Consider the following 19197-nt stretch of genomic DNA (forward strand, 5'->3'; position numbering starts at 1 on the left):
CGTGCCCGCCGTCGACCGCGCGCGGATCGCCCACGCGCTGCCCCGCTACACCCTCGGCGACCAGCTCGGCTCGGGCTCGTTCGGCCTGGTCATCGCCGGGCACCACCAGGATCTCGACCGCCCTGTCGCGATCAAGATCCTGTCGGCGGCGCTCACGGACGACTTCCGGGCCGAGGCGCGGATGCTCAGCCGCCTCGACCACCCGCACATCGTCCGCATCTACGACTACGTCGCCCAGGACGACCTGTGCCTGCTGATCATGGAGAAGTTGGGGGGCGGCAGCCTCGCCCAGCACCGCCTGCGGGCCGAGGCGGCCCTCGCCGTCGGGGTGGCCGTCGCCGACGCGCTCGCCCACGCGCACGCCCACGGCGTGCTGCACCGCGACATCAAACCGGACAACATCCTGTTCACCGACGCCGGGCAGCCCAAGCTCACCGACTTCGGCATCGGGAAGATCGTCGAGGGTGGGGCGGGTGCGGTCAGCCGCGCCGTCGGCACCCCGAAGTACATGGCGCCCGAGCAGATCACCGGTGCGCCGGTCGGGCCGCCCGCGGACCTCTACGCGCTCGGCGCCGTCCTCTACGAGCTGGCCGCGGGCCGGCCCATGTTCGACCCCGGGCTGGGGGTCCCGCAGCTGCTGCGCCATCAGTGCGAGGTCGACCCGCCCGTGCCGCCCGGCGTGCCGCCGGTGGTGAGCGACATCATCCTGCGTGCGCTGGCCAAGGATCCCGCCGCCCGCCAGCCCGGCGCGCACGAGCTGGCCCGCGCCCTGGCGGAGGCGGCCCTCGGCCTGTTCGGCCCGGACTGGCTGGCGCGCAGCGGGCTGATCGTCCGGCGCACCGAGACCACGGACGCACCGGATCCGCCCGGTGGCACCGGCACCGTCCGCCGCTTCACCCCGGCCGCGGGACGGTCCGTCCCGCCCGGACCCTCCGGTCCGGTGAGCCCACCCGGCGAACCCGGCCCGCCGGGCTCACCGGGGGCGGCTGACCTGGCGGTGACGTCCGGTCCGGTGGCGGTTCCGGTCGCGCCGGGTGGGCCCGGTCCGGGGGGCTCCGCGGATTCCGGCGGCGCGTCCGGGCCGCCGGGCCGGAACCTGTTCGAGGGCACCCCGTACGGCGCGCGCCGGCGTACCGCCGGGTGGGGCGGGCGGCGCGTCACCGCCGCCGTGGCCGCCGGGGTGGCCGCGGTCGCCCTGGCCGTCACCGGAGTGGTCGTGCTCGTCGGCGGCGGTGCGGGCTCCGACGACCAGGTCGCCGTCCCCGTCACCCCGACCGCCCCGCCGCGGACTCCCGCGCCCGCGACGATCGACAGCATCGCCGCCTGGGCCGCCGCGCCGTCCGGCGGCTTCTACGTCGTCGAGGACGGCGGCACCCGGCTGTTGCGGCTGGGTTTGGACGGGAAGGTGTCCGTCGTCGCGGGCACCGGTGCGCAGGGGTCGGACGGTGACGGTGGTCCCGCCGTCCAGGCACGCCTGCGTGGGCTCGACGCCGTCGCGGTCGACGGCGCCGGCACCGTCTATCTCGGCGAGGACTCGAACGGCAAGATCAGGAGGATCGGCCGCGACGGGGTGATCACGACGGTGGTGGGTGGCGGTACGCGCCTCGCCCGGGAGGGCGAGCCGGCAACCGAGGTCTCGCTCTCCCTCATCTCAGGCCCGATAGCCGTCGACACGGACGGCGACCTCTACCTCTACGGCGCGGGCCGGATCTACCGGGTCGACCGCGACGGCATCCTGCACGTCGTCGCCCGCACGCAGGAGCCGGGATCCACCGAGGCGCCCCCGGAGGGCGAGGAGGACGTGCCCGTCGTCGCGGCCAACATCGGTGACCTGGAGGTACGCGACGGACAGGTCTACATCGCCGACTACTCCGCCGACCGGATCCAGGTGCTCGGCCCGGACGGCGCCGTGCGCACCCTGGCCGGCGGCGGCCGGGAGGGCGACAGCGGGGACGGCGGCCCGGCGACCGCCGCCGCCCTGAGCCTGTCCGTCGAGGCCTCTGTCCTCGCGTTCGACCCGGCGGGCGGTCTGTACGTCGTCGAGTCCCTCGGCAACCGGGTGCGGCGGGTCGACCCCGGCGGGACCATCACCACCGTCGCCGGCACCGGCGAGCTCGGCTCGGACGGCGACGGCGGCCCCGCCGCGAAGGCCCGGCTCTGGTCTCCCCGCCGCATCACGGTCGACGCCGCGGGCGTCCTGTACGTGAACGAGACCGGCACGACCATCCGACGGGTCGGCCTCGACGGGATCATCACCACGATTCACGAGTGACCGTGGCACCGCGAGCGTGAGAGCGCGAGGCCCGGGGCCGTCGCCAGGTCAGGACGGGGACGCGCCGGAGTCCTGGCCGCCGGTGGCGCGCCCGGCGGTGATCAGGGAGAGGGCCTCGGCGAGGTAGGTCTCGACGGTGGCCTTGTCGACACCCAGGGCGGTGAGCGGGCCGGTGCCGTCCTCCAGCTCCAGCAGCGCCAGCAGGATGTGTTCGGTGCCGACGTAGTTGTGCCCCAGCCGCAGCGCCTCCCGGAAGGTGAGCTCCAGGGCCTTCTTGGACGGCCCGTCGAACGGGATCAGAGCGGGAAGGTCGTCCACCCGCGGGGGCAGGGCCGCGGTCACCGCCTGGCGGACGGCGTCGAGGGAGACCTCCTGGGCGGCGATGGCGGCCGGGCCGAGGCCCTGCGGGTCGGCGAGCAGGCCGAGGATCAGGTGACCGGGGGTGATCTCGGCGTTGCCCGCCGCCCGGGTCTCGTTCTGGGCGGCGACGATGCTGTTGCGGGCCCGCGGGGTGTAGCGGCCGAACCCCTGTGACGGGTCGAGGCTGGACGGCTCGCCGGGCCCCTTGGGTACGAAGCGCTTCTGGGCCGCCTGCTTCGTCACGCCCATGCTGGCGCCGATCTCCGTCCAGGACGCGCCCGAGCGGCGGGCCTGGTCGACGAAGTGGCCGATGAGGTGGTCGGCCACCTCACCGAGGTGATCGGCGACCATCACGGCGTCGGTGAGCTGGTCGAGGGCGTCCGAGTGCGCCTTCTTGATCGCCGCGATGAGGTCGTCGAGGCGGACGGGGTTGCTGATGGGGACGGGGCTCGGGTTCGTCATTCGTCAACTCTAGGTTGACGCTCCTCGGAGCGTCAACCTAGAGTTGACGAATGGCTGCGGCTGCGGCTGCGCTTAGTCGGTCGTGCGGCGCCGGTAGAGGGCGACCGCCAGCGGCGCGCACACCGCGACGATCCCCACCGACCAGAGCACGGCGGCGACCACCGGGTGCTGCATCGGCCAGGCGTCCGCGGCGGCCGAGGGGTTCGGATTGCCGAACAGGTCCCGCGCGGCCGCCGTCACCGCGCTGACCGGGTTCCATTCGGCGATCGCCCGCACCGCGCTCGGCATGCCGGCCGTGGGCACCATCGCGTTGGAGACGAACGCGAGTGGGAACAGCAGCACCAGCCCGATCCCCTGCGCGCTCTCCGGCCCCTCACTGATCATGCCCAGGCACGCCGTCGCCCAGGCCAGCGCGTAGCTGAACAGCAGCGGGACGGCCAGCGCGGCCACGAACCGGGCCGGCGAGGTGTGTGGCCGCCAGCCGATCGCCAGCCCGGTGAGCACGACGATCGACATGCACACCAGTGAGGAGAGCAGGTCGGACAGCGACCGGCCGACGAGGACGGCGGCCCGCCAGATCGGCAGGGTGCGGAACCGGTCGACGGCGCCGCTGCCCAGATCCGTGCTCAGGCCGACCGCTGTCCCGATCGAGGCGGTCGTGAGGTTCAGCGAGATCAGCCCGGCGATCGCGAACTGCTTGTAGTCCCCGCCTCCGACGGCCACGCCGCCGCTGAGCACGTACACGAACAGCAGCGTGAACAGCACCGGCTGGATGGTCACGTCGGACAGTTGCAGAGGTTCCCGGGCGACGTGGACGAGGTTGCGGCGGGTCAGCACGACGACGTCGCGCACCGCCTGGCCGATCGAGCCCGACCGCGCGGGCGCCGCGGGCGTCGCGGGGGCGCTCGGCGTGGGGGTGCCGGTCGCGACGGTGAGCTGGGACATCAGGACACTCCCTGGCCGGTGAGCGCGAAGAAGACGTCGTCGAGGGACGGGGCGTGCACGACGACGTCGTCGACGAGCGCACCCACCCCGTCGAGGGCCCGGATCACCTCGGTCGCCACCCCGGAGCCGCTGCGCACCCCGGCCCGCAGCCGCCGCCCGTCCGCGTCGACGTCGACCCGGCCCTCGACGAGAGGCGCCAACGCGGGGAGTGCGCCGTCGTGCGGGGCGCTCAGCGTGACCTCCAGCCGGTGCCCGCCGGTCGCCGCCTTCAGCTCACCGGCGGTGCCGCGGGCGACGACCCGGCCGTGGTCGATCACCACGATGCGGTCGGCGAGCGCGTCGGCCTCCTCCAGGTACTGGGTGGTCAGCAGGATCGTCGTGCCGGCCGCGACGAGGTCGCGCACGACGTCCCACATCCGCGCCCGGCTCGTCGGGTCCAGCCCGGTGGTCGGCTCGTCGAGGAACAGCACGGCCGGGTGGGCGACCAGGCTGGCGGCGAGGTCGAGGCGCCGGCGCATCCCGCCCGAGTAGCCCTTCACCACGCGGTCGGCGGCGCCGGCCAGCTCGAACCGCTCCAGCAGCTCGTCGGCGCGGGTGGCGGCCGCGCCGCGGCGCAGGCCGCTGAGCTCGGCGACCATCCGCAGGTTCTGCCGGCCGGTCAGCGCCTCGTCGACGGTGGCGTCCTGCGCGGTCACGCCGATGCGTCGGCGGACCTCGCCGGCCTGGGTGACGACGTCGTAGCCGGCGACGCGGGCGTGACCGGCGTCCGGCCGGGCCAGCGTCGTCAGGATCCGTACGGCGGTGCTCTTGCCCGCCCCGTTCGGGCCGAGGACACCGAGGATCGTTCCCGCGGGGACGCTCAGGTCGACCCCGGCCAGCGCCTGGGTGTCGCCGTAGCGTTTCGCGAGGTCCGTCGCCTCGATCATGATCTGGTCCATCCGGGCTCCGTCCCGCCGAATATTTACCTGCCAGCAGGTAAGCTGACTTACCTGTCGCAAGGTAAGCAACATCGTGTCAGGTCGTCAAGTAGGTTGAGATCATGCCCAGACCGCCCGCGCCCACCGAAGGGGAGAAGAGCACCCGGGAACGGATCCTCGACGTGGCCCTGGAGCTGTTCAGCACCGCCGGGTACGAAGCGGTGTCGCTGCGCGAGATCGCGGAGCGGATGAACTTCACGAAGGCGGCGCTCTACTACCACTTCTCGAGCAAGGACGACATCCTGCTCGCCCTGCACCTGCGTCTGCACGATCTCGGCCGGGCGGGCTTCGACGACCTCGAGGCGGATCTGGCCCGCCCGGAGCGCTGGCCGCAGCTGCTCGACCTCGTCGTCAACACCATGCTGGCGAACCGGTCGCTGTTCCTGTTCCACATCCGCAACCACGGTGCGCTCGAACGGCTGCACGGCCACAGCCACGACGCCGACCACGCCGACCTGCAGGAGCGGTTCCAGCGGATCCTCACCGACGAGAACGTCCCGGTGGAGCTGCGGGTGCGGCTGATGTGCGCCCTCGGCGCAATCGCCGGCGGGTTCGTGCTCGGCGGTGAGGTGCTCGCCGCCGTCCCGGACGCCGACCTCGGCCGGATGCTGCGCGCCGCCGTCGGTGACCTGATGTCCCCGGCCGCCGCCCTCGCGCAGCCGACCCGTACCTCCTGACCGAACCACGCCGTGTCGCGCGGGTAGCCGTCAGGTGGCGACGGGTGGCCGCGCACCTGCCATGATCCAGGGCCATGACGGCGCGGGACGGGCGGCAGCCGGCCAGCCGGCGGGGATTTCTCGACGCGACGCTGCGGCTGGCGGCCTCCGGCGGGCTCGCCGCGGTCGCCGGCACCGGGGCGGCGGGCTGCGACGGCCCGGCGCCCGATCCGGGCGGCGCACCGTCGGCCACCGCCGCGCCCCGGCCCTTCGCCACCGGCACGCCGAGCCCGATCGCCGCCACCGACCTGGTGGACGTCGACACGCTCTGGGGCTGGGTCGAGCGGATGACCGCGGTGGGACCGCGGTTCACCGGCTCGGCGGCGCACCGGCACCACATCGACGACCTCGAGCGACAGCTGCGCGACTACGGCCTCGAGGTGACCCGCCATCCGACCCTGCTGTCGCAGTGGCTCGCGCGGTCCTGGTCGCTGCGGGTCACCGACGCCACCGGCGCGACCCGGTCGGTGCCCGTCGCCTACTACCGGCCGTACTCGGGGGAGACCGGCCCGGCCGGTGTCGAAGGACCGCTGGTCGACCTGGGTGCCGGCGCCGAAGCCGACTACCAGGCCGCCGGCGCCGGCCTGGCGGGCGCCGCGAGCGGCCCGGATGCTCTGGGAGCCCCAGATGCCCTGGGCGGCCCGGTCGCGGGGTCGCCGTCCGGGGCGATCGTGCTGGTCGACGCCCCGGTGGCCCGGCTGCGTGCCTCGGTGCTCGCCGACCTGGCGTACGACGTCCACCCGCCCGAGGCCCGCGCCGAGTTCGCGGCGGAGGACTACTCCCGGGTCTGGCTGGGGGTCCCGCCGGCGCCGAGCCTGGCCACCGCCCGCGCCCACGGCGCCGTCGGCATGATCGAGGTCTCCGACATGTCACCCGCCCTCGCCGCCGGGCAGTACACCCCGCACCAGCAGGAGCACGCCGACCTCCCGGCGCTGCGGGTCGACCGGGAGCAGGGCGCCGTCCTGCGCGGCCTGCTCGCCCGCGGGCCGGTGCGCGCCACCCTCGTCCTGGACGCCGACCGGAGCCGCACCACCGTCGACTACCTGCTGGCCCGCCTGCCCGGAGCCGGGCCGCGCCAGGACCCACGGGCCGTCCTCGTCGCCACCCACACCGACGGGCAGAACGCGCTCGAGGAGAACGGCGGCCCGGCGCTGCTCGCGCTCGCCGAGTACTTCAGCCGGTTCCCGGCCGCCACCCGCCGCCGCGACCTGCTGTTCATGTTCTCTCCGAGCCACATGACCGCCGAGACGGCGACCGTGAAGCCGGACGAGTGGCTGCGCGAGCATCCCGACATCACGGCGGGGATCGACATGGCGCTCGTCGCCGAGCACCTCGGCGCCATGGCCTGGGACGACGACGGCGGCACCGGCCCCTACCGCGCCACCGGCCGCACCGAGCCGGTCGCCGTCGCGGTGGGCAACAGCGAGACCCTGCGCCGGCTGGCCACCGACGAGGTCCGCCACAGCGACCTGGCCCGCACCGGCATCCAGAAGCCGTTCCAGGACGGCCTCTACGGCGAGGGGACCTTCGCCTACCGCCTCGGCATCCCCACCATCGCGATGATCACCGGGCCGGCCTACCTGCTCCAGGTCACCGAGGGCGACAACCTCGACAAGCTGGACCGGGACCTACTGCATCGCCAGACGCTCTTCCTGGCCCGGCTGCTCGCCCGGATGACCGAGCTGCCCATCACTTGGCCGCCTCGAACCGCCGAGCCGCCGAGCTGACCTGAACCGGTACGCGGAATTACGGACCGTCGTGACCTTCCTCAAATTGTATGGCAGTATCTGCCGTCTGATTGGGAAGGAGCCTCATGGCCAGATGTGCGCCAACGTTCATCCGCCGCTTCGCTCCGGTCGCCGCTCTGGCGGTCGCCGCCTCTTTGTCCGCATCGGCTTTGTCCGCAACGGCCGGTATCGCCGCCCCGTCGACATCCCCGCCCTCGCCCGTCCTCGCCCGGCCTTTATCGGCGGGCACACAGGCCTGGTGGAACTACGACCGTCCGGCCACCTACCAGACCGTCTCCACCGAGACCACAGTTCCGACTCGGGACGGCACCCCACTCAGCTGCACCCTGGTCCGGCCGGCGACCAACGGTGTGCCGGCCGCGGGTACCTTCCCCGGCCTGGTCGTCGAGTTCACTCCGTATACGGCATTACGGGCGACCTATGTCGCCAGTGAGGCCACCTACTTCGCGACCCACGGCTACAACGCCCTGGTCTGCAACCTGCGGGGTACCGGCGGATCAGGGGGCACCTGGCAGAACGCCATGTCGGCCCAGGACGGCAAGGACGCCCGCGACCTGGTCGAATGGCTGGCCGTCCAGCCCTATTCGAACGGCCGGATCGGAATGACCGGCGAGAGCTACGGCGGTGACACGACCTACGCCGCCGCCATCAACCGGCCGCCGCACCTGGTCGCCATCGCCCCGCTGCAGTCGCCGGCCGACCTCTACAGCGACGTCATCTACCCCGGTGGCATCAAGACCACCGAGGGCGGCAGCGTCGACAACTGGCCCGACACCGCGCAGCTGATCAGCGGCGGAGCGATCAACGCCGCGGCCGAGTACGCGGCCAACCGCGCCCACCCCACCTACGACAGCTACTGGCGGTCGCGGACGTTCGTCGGCCACCACGACGAGATCAATGTCCCGATCTTCGCGATGGGCGGGTGGGTCGACCAGTACTTCCGCTCCGGCCAGCTCACCAACATCGAAGGTGCTCTCAGCCGCACGTGGGCCATCTACGGCCAGTGGCCGCACCGGGCCCCGCTGCGGTACCCGAACTGCCCGGGGCTCTGTAACCCCGAAGGACTTTCCCCGGGGATCACGCTCGCCTGGTTCGACCACTGGGTGCTGCGGCTTCCGAACGTCCCGATCCCACCCCAGCCGACCCTGGTCAGCTACGCCGGCGCCAGCCCCGCCACGACCTCCTCAGGCTGGCGGGAGATCGTCGGCTACCGGCCGACCGGCACCCCCGTACGTGCGTTCACCCTCAACCCGGACGGCTCGCTCGGAGCGGCCAGCCTGACACCCGGAACCAGCACGTTCCACCAGCCGCAGGACCCGTCGACCGCCGGGGGGTCCCTCCTCTTCCAGACCGACGCGCTCACCGCACCGACGTCGCTGTTCGGCCGCCCGACGCTCACACTGCAGGCGCGGCTGTCCGGCCCGGACGCCAACCTCTACGTCGAACTGCTCGACGTCGGCCCGGACGGTACCGAGACGCTGGTCAACAACGGCTTCCTCCGGGCCAGCCACCGGATCTCGAGCGTCGTGCCCACCCCGGTGCCGACCGGGGCACCCGTCACCCTCACCGTTCCGATCCGGCCGGACGACTGGCAGTTCGGGGCCGGCCACCGCATCGCCGTGCGCGTCTCCGGCGGCGTCCCGACGATGCTCACCCAGAATCCGACCCCGGTCGACGTCACCGTCGCCACCGGCGTCGGCGGCTCCACCCTGACCCTTCCGACCGTCGCCTGACCCTGAGCCTGCGGGGGCCTGCCCGGCGCCTAGCCTGACGGTGGACGGTCCTATCCACCGTCGCGGGCGCACGGGTAGGAGGGCGAGTGACGGGGGACGGCGTGAAGAGGCCGTACCGGACGTCGCCGAGTGTGCGACAGGCCCGGGCCGACCGGCTGGAAGCCGCGGCCCGGGCCGTCGAGTCAGCCGCTCTCCAGTTGTTCGAGCTCCGCGGATTCGACGTGGTGACGGTCGACGACATCGCGGCCGCCGCGAGGATCTCCGTCCGCACGTTCTACCGCTACTTCCCGGCCAAGGACGATGTCCTGCGGGCCGTCGTCCGGCGCCGGGCACAGGCCGTCGCAACCGCCCTGGCGACCCGACCGGAGGACGAGGCGCCGATGCGTTCGGTCCGCCAGGCCGTCCAGGACGTCGTCGCCGCCGAGGACTCGGCCGAGGTCGCCCGGTGGGTCCAGGTCGTGGAGGCCAGCCTGTACGCCACCCGGGTGATGCTCGGTGTGAGCATCCTGGAGTTCAACGGCGTCCTCGCCGAGTTCCTTGGCGCGCGGCTGGGCAAGGCGCCCGACGACCTGGAGCCCGCGATGCTCGCAGTCGCCGCGGGTGCGATCATCCTCGCCGCGCAGACCCGCTGGTATCTGCTCGGCGGAGACCTGGCGGCGACGATCAGCGATGCCCTCACCGTCATCGACACCGTCGTCCTGGGCGGGGCCGGCGCCAGCGAATGATGCGCCATCCCTCGCTCCGAGGAGTGGAGGCCATCGTGGCAGACGTTTCACGTCGCACCTGATCGAAGCCGTACGCGGCTAGTGTTGGACGGGTGGATGACCGGCAGCCGGAACCTCGCGCCGCGAGCGGGGGAACCGGGCCCGGTGCGGCACTCGGCCCGCTGTGGGAAAATCCGCCGGCGCCGCCCAGACCCGGGCTGACCCGCGCGGCGATCGTCGGAGCCGCCATCGGCATCGCCGACCGCGAAGGGCTCGACGCGGTCTCCATCCGCCGGGTCGCGGCCGTGCTCGGCGCCCGGCCGATGAGCCTCTACACCCACGTCCCGAGCAAGGACGACCTGCTCGACCTCATGACCGACCGGGTGGCCGGGGAGGCTGTCCTGACCGAGGCGCTGCCCACGGACTGGCAGGCGGCGATGCGGGCCATCGCTGCCCGCAGCCGGGAAGTGGGCCTGCGCCATACGTGGATGCTGCGGTCCGTCGTGAAACGCGGAAACATCGGCCCGAACGCCGTGCGACACATCGAGCAGTCGTTCGAGGCCCTCACCGGCCTGCGGGTGGAGACCAGCCGCAAGATTGAAATCCTGCGGGCCGTGGACACGTTCGTGATCGGGCACATCCTCGGGGAGGTCTCCGCGCGCAAGCGCGAGGGCCAACAGGCGTGCGCCGCCGACGGCCCGGCCCCAGACCGCAGTTCGGCTCCAGACCAGAACCTGGCCCCTGAGCGTCGCCTGGCCGCGGAGCAGGACCGGGCCCCGGCGCGGGCGGGTGGCGGCGGCGGGGACGAGCGCGACCGTGGCACGGGAGCGCCCGCGGTCGATCGCGCGGTGCCCGGCCTGCCGGCCGAACCGCGCTGGCAGGCCGTCGTCGAGCATCTGCACCAGCTCGCGGCGAGCGGACAGCACCCGGCGCTCGCCGAGGTGCTGACCGAACCGCTCACGCTCTCGGGAGGGCATGCGGACCGGGCCTTCGAGCAGGGCCTCGACTGGCTGCTGTCCGGCATCGCCGCCGCCCTGCCACCAGACGCCGCCGCGGCCTGATTCCCCACCGGCGGTGACCGCCGAGGTCGACGTTGGTATAGGGAGAACCCGGAAAGTCATCACGACTTTTCCCATTCGACTGCCCCGCCCTCCGGCCGGCGGGCAGCATGCGCCAGGACCGGTGTCCAGATTGCCCGGACCCGCCATCCCGACCCCCGCCGTCGTCGCGCGCCGTCGTCGTGCGAGGCACTGAACGGCCGGAGGAGCCTGACGATGACCGAATCGACGTCGGAGCAGCCCCAACTCTCCTGGAACTTCGACCGGGCCGGTGACGCGTCGACCTACTCGCCGATCGCCGGTGCGCCCGACGCGCCTCAGCCCTGACCTCGGCCCGCCGCCTGTCACCACTGGTCGCGGTGCAGAACCTCGCCGAGGGGAACACGGGGCGCCGGGCGGAACTCGGTGCCGACGGTGTAGGCGAGTGGAATGAACGCGGCCAGCATCACCCGGTCGTACGGGACGCCCAGCAGCGTGGCCATCTCGCGTTCGAGGGGCGCCTGTGCGGTCGTCCACACCGTTCCCAACCCCCGGGCGCGGGCGGCGAGCATGAAACTCCACACGGCCGGCAGGATCGAGCCCCAGGTCATCGACTGTGCGAGGACGGACGCGCGGTCGGTTCGTCCCTCGACGCAGGGGACCACGAGCGCGGGCACCCGGTGGATGTTGTCGTACAGGTGCTGGAAGCCGCTGCGCATCCTGGACAACGACGACGGGTTGGCGTTCATCCGCTGGGAGTCGCGCTGCGTCAGCGGGCTGGCGTGCGGGTCGGCTGCGGCGACCGCGCGCCGGAAGACGTCCGCGAGCGCGCGGCGCCGCTGCGTGTCGGTGACCACGACGAAGTGCCACCGCTGCCGGTTGCGGCCCGTCGGGGCCTGTACGGCGAGCTCGACGCATTCCTGGACGAGCTCCCACGGCACCGGCCGGGACAGGTCCAGTCGGTGGCGCACCGCCCGGGTGGTGGACAACAGCTCGTCGGGCGACAGGTTCAGCAGCATGCGCGTGCCTCTCATGGCCTCGTGCGGATCGGGGAATCCACAGGTTGCCCGCCACCGGCGCCAGGGCGGTAGCGTCCGGTTTCATCAGGTGAAAATGACGCGGCGACCGGCGGACGTGGCGCACTGATCACAGATGTCACGCGATGGCCGGGGCGGCGCGGCGTCGGGAAGGTGGCGTATGTCGGCGGTGGGCAGGGCGTTGTCCGTCCTGGACGCCTTTGCCGACGGGTCGGCCTGCCTGCGGCTGACCACGATCGCGGCGCGGGCAGAACTGCCGTTGCCCACGGCGCTGCGGCTGGTGCGGGAGCTCGTGGCGTGGGGAGGGCTGGAACGTCAGGCGGACGGGTCGTACCGGCTGGGGACCCGACTGTGGGTGCTGGGCGGCCAGGTTCCGTGCCAGCGCCGGCTCGCCGAGGCCGGGCGGCCCTACCTGCGTGGACTGCGGACGGCGACAGGCCATGCCGTCGCACTCACATCCCTCGACGGCAACCGGCTGCTCGTCGTCGACGAGCTGGGCGCGGCCGTGTCGAGGGGATCGCACCTGCCGCTGCACGCAACGGCCGCGGGCAAGCTCTTCCTGGCCCACGGTACTGACGCCCTACGACAGCAGGTCCTGCGCGACCTGGTGCGGGTCACGCCGTACACCGTCACCGCACCAGGGCTGCTCCACCGCCAGTTCACTGACATCCGCAGCGGCTCGCCTGCGATCGCCAGGGAGGAAAGGCGTCTGGGGGAGGTCGAGGTTGCCGTGCCTGTGGGTCCGGCAGGCGACGGCGGTCCGGTGGCGGCGCTCTCAGTGACAGCGCCGTCCGTCCCGGCCGCGCGGCGAGCCACACCGTTGCTCGCCGCGACAGCCGCCGCGCTCACCGCCCACCTCACCCCGCCCTCCACCGGCTAGCACTCGCGATGGTCACGGCGATCTGACACAACAGAACCGTCGCACATCATCCGGTCACCGATTGCCACGACCGCCGAACAGATGGGATCACCTGGTCTAGAGTTGATGTTGGCGCCGCTGTGCGGTTGGTCGGTCTGATACCTCACCACAGTCCCGACTTTTGTGCCCATCGCCCAGGCAGGTGGACGCGAGGACCAAGGAGAGCTCAGCTCTGCGCACCGCTGGCGATCCCGTGCGGTCAGCGTTCGAGCCTGCGGAACTGGCTGGCGTGGAACACCAGCGGGCTGATGTCGTGGTCGGCGTCCAGGTCGTGCACGCGCAGCACGACGATGTCGTGGTCGCCGGCGCGTACCTGCTGGTCGATGCTGGTCTCGATCCAGGCGCTGGCTCCGTCGAGCAGGACGGCGCTGTCGTCGGTCACCCGCCAGCGCAGCTCGGCGAAACGGTCGCCCTGCCCGCCCGCGAGCTGGCGGGCCGCCCGCTCCTGCTCGGCACTGAGGATGCTCAGCCCGAGCCGCGGCGCGGCGCGCAGTGCGGGCCAGGTACTGGACGTGTGGCCTATGCACAGCGATACCAGTGGCGGGTCCAGGGAGACCGAGGTGAACGAGCTTGCCGCGATCCCCACCGGCACGCCGTCGACGAGCGCCGCCACCGCCGCCACGCCCGAGGGGAAGGCACCGAAGACGCTCCGCAGCCGCCCGGGGTCGAAGACCTGCGTCGCGGCCCGCCGTACGGGCGGGTCGGCGTCGAGTACGCCGCGGTGCGCCGGGTGAGCGGTGCGGTGGTAGGTCATGAGTTCACACTCCTGCCGGTTCGAGCTCGGCGGCGGACGCTGGACGCCACCCCAGTGCGGGGGCGACCACTGTGGCGATGAGCTCAAGTGCCCGGATGGCCGCGTCCTGGTCGACCACTGCCGGGTTGAACTGTGCGATCAGGTCGGTGGCGACCGGCAGCACCCGCTCCTGGCGCAGCTGCTCGACCACCTCCTCCCGGGACAGCCCGCTCGTCGGCGACGACGAACAGTTCCTGGGCATTGCGGTAGGCGGCCGCGGAGTCGCCCCGCCCCTGGACATGGGTGAGGAAGCCGAGCCGGAAACGCGGCCGGTCACCGGACGGGCCTGTCACGGGCTGACCCCGTTCAGCGCGGGCCGGGCGGAGGTGTCCGCAGGCTCGGCGCCCGAGCGAGCACCAGCACCAGCACCAGCGGCGGCGGCCTCGCGCTCCGGGGTGTGGCGGTTGACGGGGAACGGCAGGCCGAGGTGCTCGCGGAGAGTGTCGCCCTCGTACGCGGTGCGGAACACGCCGCGCTTCTGTAGCAGCGGGACCACCTCACCGGTGAAGCGTTCCAGGTCGTCATGGGTGCGGAAGCGCAGGTTCAGGGCGAAGCGCCGGGCGTCAGGAGATGAGGGCCGACTCCGTGGCCGCGGGCGCCGGCGGGACGTCGAGTGCGGGCGCGCTGTCGGCGACGGCGGCGTCGGTGGGGGCGGCGGCAGAGTGCTGCTGCTGGCGGCGGGCCGCGGTGTGCCGGTTCTCCGGGACGGGCAGGCCGAGGTTGCCGCGCAGCGTCGTGGACTCGTACTCGCTGCGGGCGACGCCACGCTCACGCAGGATCGGCAGCACCTGGTCGACGAACAGGGCGAACTCGCTGGGGACCGTCACCATGATGTTGATGCCGTCGAAGCCGCCGTCTTCGAACCAGCGCTCGATCTCGTTCGCGACGGTGCGCGGCGAGCCGACGAAGGGCGAGCGGAACGCCGTGAGCTGGTGTTCGACCACCTGGCGCAGCGTGAGGTTGTTGTCCCGGGCCAGCTTCTTGATCCCCTCCGCCTGGGTCCGAAAGCTGCGCTCGCCGGCGTCGCCGACCTCGGGGAACGGTGCGTCCAGGTCGTACTGCGAGAAGTCGTGCCAGCCGAAGGGACGGCCGAGCTCGGCCAGCGCCCGCTCGAAGCTCTTCGCGCCGAGGGTCGCGTCCTCCTTGGCGCGGGCCTCTTCGTCCGTGTCGGCGATGATCGGGAAAATCCCCGGGATGACGAGCAGCTGCTCGGGGTCGCGCCCCTTGGTCGCCGCCCGCGCCCGCAGCTCGCTGCGGAACGCCTGTGCCTGCTCAAGGGTCTGGGCGTGGCTGAAGATCGCGTCGGCGATGCTCGCCCCCAGGTCGCGGCCCTCTTCCGAGTCACCCGCCTGGAAGATCACCGGCTGGCCCTGGGGGGTGCGCTCGAGGTTGAGCGGCCCGACCACCGAGAAGTACTCGCCCTTGTGGTTCAGCGCGTGCTGGCGGTCGCGGTCGAAGAAGACGCCGCGGTCCTTGTCCCGGGGGAAGGCGTCGGCCTCGTAAGAGTCCCACAGCCCCTGCGCGATCCGGACGTGCTCGTGCGCCCGCCCGTACCGGGTGGCGTAGTCGTAGTGCTCGTCGCGGCTGTAGTTGCCCGCGGTCCCGGCGTCACCGCTGGTGACAACGTTCCAGCCGGCCCGGCCGCCGCTGATGTGGTCGAGCGAGGCGAGCCGCCGGGCGACGTTGAACGGCTCGTTGTAGGAGGTGGTGATCGTCCCCACCAGGCCGATGTGGCTGGTGTGCACGGCGATCGCGGACAGCAGCGTCAGCGGCTCGAGCCGGCTGAGGTAGTGGTTCGGCGAGTCCGCGGTGATGAACTGGCTGTCCACGATGAAGACGTGGTCGAACTTCGCGGCCTCCGCCTGCTGCGCGCGGGCGATGTACCAGCGGACGTCCACGCTGGCGTTGCCCGGGATCTCGGGGCTGAGCCAGGTGTTGTGCTGCCCCGGGCCGCCGACCCCGATGAGGACGGCGCCCAGCTTGAGCGTGCGAGCGGACATCGGTGGAACCTTCCTGGTGATCGCGCGGCGAGTGCGTTGGGACGGCTCTGTCGACCGGATCGCGCCGGATCCCGGCATGACGGGCGCGCTGATGGGGCGGGAGGGGATCTGAACGGGATGCGCCGCCGCGCCCTCCGGTCGGCGCCTCGCGAGGCACTGGCCAGGTCGGATCAGTGGTGACGCAGGGCAACCGGGAGTCGGTCTGTAATCCGATCAGGTCGGCGGACGGATCGGGTCAGTGACAGCGGGCTGCCTGACTGCGCGCAAGGTCCAACCAGCGACGACACGTGAGCAGCACGGTGGTCGACTGGGCCATGCCGATCAGCATGCGGGGTGCCTGACCGGATGTCCAACGACGGTTCGCGATGGAGACCCATCACGACTCGTGATGATTTTCTATCATCCCGATGAACATAAAGAGTTTGACAAGTAGCGTGTGTGGCATGCGCCGGACTCTGGACATCGCGCCGCTGCGCAGCTTCGTGGCTGTCGCGGACTGTGGCGGTTTCCAGCGGGCCGCGACGGCACTGCATCTCAGTCAGGCGGCGGTGAGCCAGCACGTGCGCCGCCTCGAATCCGCCACCGGACGGGTCCTGGTCGAGCGCCAGGGGCGTGGATCCCAGCTCACCCGGGACGGCGAGCAACTGCTCGGCCAGGCCCGGCGGATCCTGAGCCTGCACGACGAGACCCTGCACGGCTTCGGCCTGGAGGAGATCGAGGAGACCGTGCTCATCGGCTCGACCGAGCACGGCGCGGCCCAGCTGTTGCCTGTCCTCGCCACGGTTCTGGGGCAGTCACTGCCCCACCACCGCGTCCGGTTCCGCATCGATCGGGGCACCACGCTGCGCGAGGGGCTCGAGGCCGGCCGGATGGACCTGGCGTTGCTGCTCGGCCCGGCCGACGACCCCCGCGCGCAGCCGGTCGGCGAGCTGGAGCTGACCTGGTACTCCGCCCCGGCCTGGCGGCGGCCGTCGGCGGCACAGCCGATATCGGTGGTGGCCTTCGACCAGCCCTGCGCGCTGCGGTCCCGGGCGCTGGAGACGCTGTCGCTCCACGCGATCGAGACGGTGATCGGCGCGGAGGCCATGCAGCTCGCCGGCGTGCAGGCGGCGGTCGGGGCCGGCCTCGGGATCGCGCTGCTGGCCACGTTCGGCCAGACCCCCGAGGGCCTCGTCTCCCGCGACGACCTGCCCAGGCCGGCCCCGCTGCTGCTGGCCCTCTGGGCCAGGCAGGGCCTTTCCACGAAGACCGCACAGCGCGTCGCGGAGGCACTGCGGCAGGTGCTCGCGCAGCTGCCGGCCGCGGAGCGGAACACCGCGCATCTCGAACTCGCCACCGGAGCCTGACGGGAGCCAGCGCACCATGTCGCTCACCTCACTACCAGGAGCCGCACCGCTACCCGGCGCCGCACCAACACCCGCAGTCCCGACTCCCACCCCGCCCACCACCGCCACGGTGATCGCGGCCGTGGTCCCGAGCCCGGCCGTCGAGCTGATCCGGTCCCGGCTCGGCGCCGAGGCGCACGTCGTCGACGTTCTCGGCGGGGAGGTCGTGCCGGCGTCGTCGGGCCCGGTGACAGTCCTGGTGATGCCCTCGGCGCTGCGCGGCTCGCCGCCGGCCGGCGTGCTGGCGGCGCTCGAGCGGGCCGGCTGGGTGCACTTCCTGTCGACAGGGGTCGACGGCTTCCCGCTCGACCGCCTCGCCGGCCGCGCGGTGACCTGCGGCCGCGGGGCGAACAGTCCGGCGATCGCCGAGCTCACCGTCAGCCTGCTGCTCGCCGCCGAGAAGCGGATCCCGCAGATCTGGGAGGCCGAGACGAACGAGCCGTTCCTCACCGAGCCGTTGGGCACTCTCGTCGGTCGGACGGTAGGGCTGATCGGATTCGGGTCCATCGGTCAGGAGCTGGCTCGCCGGCTGGACGGGTTCGGGACCCGGTTGCTGGCCCTGCGCCGCAGCGGACGCCCGGCCGAACAGCCGACCGTGACCGTGGTGCGGACCCTGCCCGAGCTGGTCGGCGAGACGGACCACCTCGTCGTGGCCGCGCCACTGACCCCGGAGACGGACCGGCTGCTGGACGACGCGGCGTTCGTCGTCACCAAGCCCGGTCTGCACCTGGTCAACGTCGCCCGGGGGCGGATCGTCGACACCGACGCGCTGGTCCGGGCGCTGGCCGCCGGGACGGTGTCCCGCGCCAGTCTGGACGTCACGGACCCCGAACCGCTGCCGGCCGGCCATCCGCTGCGCCATGACGCCCGCGTCCGGATCCTGCCGCACCTGTCCTGGTCGGCTCCCGGCGGCCTCAGCCGCGGCTTCGACCTCTTCGCAGACAACCTGCAACGCTGGCGCGCGGGCCGGCCGCTGCATGGCGTCGTCGACGTCGAGGCCGGCTACTGACTCCGCGCCGCGCTCCTTTTCGGTCGGGCGACGCCTCGGCGCCGCCCGACCTTTGCGCGGGAATTTCCGGTTGTCAGGCCAGTACGGCCTTGTTGCAGACCGACGTTGCGACGACCACCTTCTCGAGACCTCCGAACAGGCTGATCGACACTGCCTCGACCGTCAGTGTGCCGTCCGCCCTGAGTGTCTGGTGGTTGACGGTCAGCGTGCCGAGGCCGCCGGGCAGGGCGATGGTTGTGTTCGGTGCCTGGTCAAGCCGGAGCGCGATCGGTATTCCGAGTAGTACGATTCGCGCGTTCGTGACGGTGGCGTTCCCGCTGACCGTCCCGGTGGACGGGTCATAGGCACAGCTCGACTTGACCTTGCCAACGCGCACGGTCGTGACATCCGACAGCGCGACGGCGACGTTGCCGACCGTCGCGCTGGCGCTGGTCGGGCCCGCCGTGGTGTCGACGACGCCGATGCTGAGCAGCGACGGGACCCTGATGCCCACCCGGTGGTTCGGCGAGGTGCCCGGGAAGGTGCTGACGACGACCGGGCTTCTGGGAATGAGCCCGCTCGCCCGGAGACCGATTCCCGTGTTCGGTGCCGCCGCGGAGGCCGGCGAGGTGGTCGTGAGCGCCACGCCGCCGGCGACGGCGAGTATGCCGAAGCACCGAGCCGCGCGTTGTACCCACATTTTCATGAATGCTCCCTTCTTCGCGTGTCGGGAACGGTCGTCACGGCATCACCGGCCGAAGCAGGGCACTATCCGGGAGCTCGCCAGGCACCGTCGTGACTTTTTCCCGGCAGAAAGTAACGTGCGCCCCCGGCAGAACACCGGCCCCGTGCCGGAAATGGAGGTTCACCGCCGAAGACACGACCGGCTTCCTATCAGTGCATATACGCCGCCTCGGTAACGGAGGCGGATCGCGCGAGAAATGAGGCGTCGCACCCGCTCCCCGCGCGGCACGTGCCCACCAAGATCGTGCTGGCGGAGATCGTGCTGGCGGAGGTCGGCCGCCACATCGGCGGCATCGGGTTGCCACTGGCGACGCGTGACGCGGCGACCGTGCTGTGCGACCGGGCGGTGCTGCCGAGAGAATTATATTGACTGAGTG

General features: G+C 72.4%; 17 protein-coding genes and 2 pseudogenes. 10 read left to right on the forward strand and 9 right to left on the reverse strand.

Translation table 11 applies throughout. The annotated features are described in order from the left end of the window. Window position 1: 1 nt before the first annotated feature. Entirely contained in the window at window positions 2-2272 is a 2271-nt protein-coding gene (locus FRANEAN1_RS19845) for a serine/threonine-protein kinase (protein WP_020461612.1), read from the forward strand. Between the two features lie 48 nt (window positions 2273-2320). Here the strand turns inward: FRANEAN1_RS19845 and FRANEAN1_RS19850 are convergent, their stop codons facing one another. The 3 genes from FRANEAN1_RS19850 to FRANEAN1_RS19860 form a co-directional block, all read right to left on the reverse strand. Next, window positions 2321-3094: a Clp protease N-terminal domain-containing protein gene (locus FRANEAN1_RS19850; RefSeq protein ID WP_020461613.1), complete on the reverse strand. Its 774-nt coding sequence runs from the start codon at window positions 3092-3094 to the stop codon at window positions 2321-2323. A gap of 72 nt (window positions 3095-3166) precedes the next feature. Beyond that, the gene (locus FRANEAN1_RS19855; protein ID WP_020461614.1) at window positions 3167-4039 is read right to left on the reverse strand and encodes an ABC transporter permease; all 873 of its coding nucleotides are present in this window, start codon (window positions 4037-4039) and stop codon (window positions 3167-3169) included. Beyond that, window positions 4039-4977, reverse strand: a complete 939-nt coding sequence (locus FRANEAN1_RS19860; protein WP_020461615.1) for a daunorubicin resistance protein DrrA family ABC transporter ATP-binding protein — start codon at window positions 4975-4977, stop codon at window positions 4039-4041. The genes FRANEAN1_RS19855 and FRANEAN1_RS19860 overlap by 1 nt, the downstream gene beginning before the upstream one ends. A 101-nt stretch (window positions 4978-5078) precedes the next feature. Here FRANEAN1_RS19860 and FRANEAN1_RS19865 point away from each other — a divergent pair, with 101 nt between their 5' ends. From FRANEAN1_RS19865 to FRANEAN1_RS43720, 5 genes are all read left to right on the forward strand, one after another. After that, entirely contained in the window at window positions 5079-5693 is a 615-nt protein-coding gene (locus FRANEAN1_RS19865) for a TetR/AcrR family transcriptional regulator (RefSeq protein WP_020461616.1), read from the forward strand. Between the two features lie 74 nt (window positions 5694-5767). After that, on the forward strand, window positions 5768-7459 hold the full coding sequence (locus tag FRANEAN1_RS19870; RefSeq protein ID WP_020461617.1) for a hypothetical protein: 1692 nt from the start codon (window positions 5768-5770) through the stop codon (window positions 7457-7459). Between the two features lie 86 nt (window positions 7460-7545). Next, a complete protein-coding gene (locus FRANEAN1_RS19875) occupies window positions 7546-9213 on the forward strand; it encodes a CocE/NonD family hydrolase (protein WP_020461618.1) in 1668 nt (555 codons plus the stop codon). A 101-nt stretch (window positions 9214-9314) separates the two neighbouring features. Further along, on the forward strand, window positions 9315-9938 hold the full coding sequence (locus FRANEAN1_RS19880) for a TetR family transcriptional regulator (RefSeq protein WP_347176680.1): 624 nt from the start codon (window positions 9315-9317) through the stop codon (window positions 9936-9938). A gap of 92 nt (window positions 9939-10030) precedes the next feature. Next, window positions 10031-10978 carry a TetR/AcrR family transcriptional regulator gene (locus FRANEAN1_RS43720; protein WP_020461620.1) on the forward strand — a complete coding sequence of 316 codons (948 nt, stop codon included), beginning with the start codon at window positions 10031-10033 and terminating at the stop codon, window positions 10976-10978. Between the two features lie 341 nt (window positions 10979-11319). On the opposite strand, the gene FRANEAN1_RS19890 is transcribed toward FRANEAN1_RS43720, so the two are convergent. Continuing rightward, on the reverse strand, window positions 11320-11973 hold the full coding sequence (locus FRANEAN1_RS19890; protein WP_020461621.1) for a nitroreductase family protein: 654 nt from the start codon (window positions 11971-11973) through the stop codon (window positions 11320-11322). Between the two features lie 178 nt (window positions 11974-12151). Between FRANEAN1_RS19890 and FRANEAN1_RS19895 the strand changes: the two genes are divergently transcribed. Next, window positions 12152-12871: an IclR family transcriptional regulator C-terminal domain-containing protein gene (locus FRANEAN1_RS19895; protein WP_020461622.1), complete on the forward strand. Its 720-nt coding sequence runs from the start codon at window positions 12152-12154 to the stop codon at window positions 12869-12871. Between the two features lie 238 nt (window positions 12872-13109). Here the strand turns inward: FRANEAN1_RS19895 and FRANEAN1_RS19900 are convergent, their stop codons facing one another. The 4 genes and pseudogenes from FRANEAN1_RS19900 to FRANEAN1_RS19915 all read right to left on the reverse strand — a co-directional run bounded on the left by FRANEAN1_RS19900 (window position 13110) and on the right by FRANEAN1_RS19915 (window position 15703). Next, a complete protein-coding gene (locus tag FRANEAN1_RS19900; protein WP_020461623.1) occupies window positions 13110-13664 on the reverse strand; it encodes a flavin reductase family protein in 555 nt (184 codons plus the stop codon). 4 nt (window positions 13665-13668) lie between these two features. After that, window positions 13669-13860 (reverse strand): annotated as a pseudogene (locus FRANEAN1_RS19905) (LLM class flavin-dependent oxidoreductase); the annotation flags it as partial. A gap of 132 nt (window positions 13861-13992) precedes the next feature. Beyond that, window positions 13993-14250 (reverse strand): annotated as a pseudogene (locus tag FRANEAN1_RS19910) (LLM class flavin-dependent oxidoreductase); the annotation flags it as partial. A 16-nt stretch (window positions 14251-14266) separates the two neighbouring features. After that, on the reverse strand, window positions 14267-15703 hold the full coding sequence (locus FRANEAN1_RS19915) for an LLM class flavin-dependent oxidoreductase (protein WP_020461626.1): 1437 nt from the start codon (window positions 15701-15703) through the stop codon (window positions 14267-14269). 443 nt (window positions 15704-16146) lie between these two features. On the opposite strand from FRANEAN1_RS19915, the gene FRANEAN1_RS19920 reads away from it, so the two are divergent. Continuing rightward, window positions 16147-17049, forward strand: a complete 903-nt coding sequence (locus tag FRANEAN1_RS19920; protein ID WP_041254422.1) for a LysR family transcriptional regulator — start codon at window positions 16147-16149, stop codon at window positions 17047-17049. Between the two features lie 16 nt (window positions 17050-17065). After that, window positions 17066-18097 carry an NAD(P)-dependent oxidoreductase gene (locus tag FRANEAN1_RS19925; RefSeq protein ID WP_020461628.1) on the forward strand — a complete coding sequence of 344 codons (1032 nt, stop codon included), beginning with the start codon at window positions 17066-17068 and terminating at the stop codon, window positions 18095-18097. A gap of 73 nt (window positions 18098-18170) precedes the next feature. Here the strand turns inward: FRANEAN1_RS19925 and FRANEAN1_RS19930 are convergent, their stop codons facing one another. Next, the gene (locus tag FRANEAN1_RS19930; RefSeq protein WP_020461629.1) at window positions 18171-18782 is read right to left on the reverse strand and encodes a hypothetical protein; all 612 of its coding nucleotides are present in this window, start codon (window positions 18780-18782) and stop codon (window positions 18171-18173) included. Between the two features lie 267 nt (window positions 18783-19049). On the opposite strand from FRANEAN1_RS19930, the gene FRANEAN1_RS41315 reads away from it, so the two are divergent. Then, window positions 19050-19190 carry a hypothetical protein gene (locus FRANEAN1_RS41315; protein ID WP_020461630.1) on the forward strand — a complete coding sequence of 47 codons (141 nt, stop codon included), beginning with the start codon at window positions 19050-19052 and terminating at the stop codon, window positions 19188-19190. Window positions 19191-19197: the final 7 nt, after the last annotated feature.

Source organism: Parafrankia sp. EAN1pec (assembly GCF_000018005.1).
Lineage (GTDB): Bacteria > Actinomycetota > Actinomycetes > Frankiales > Frankiaceae > Parafrankia > Parafrankia soli.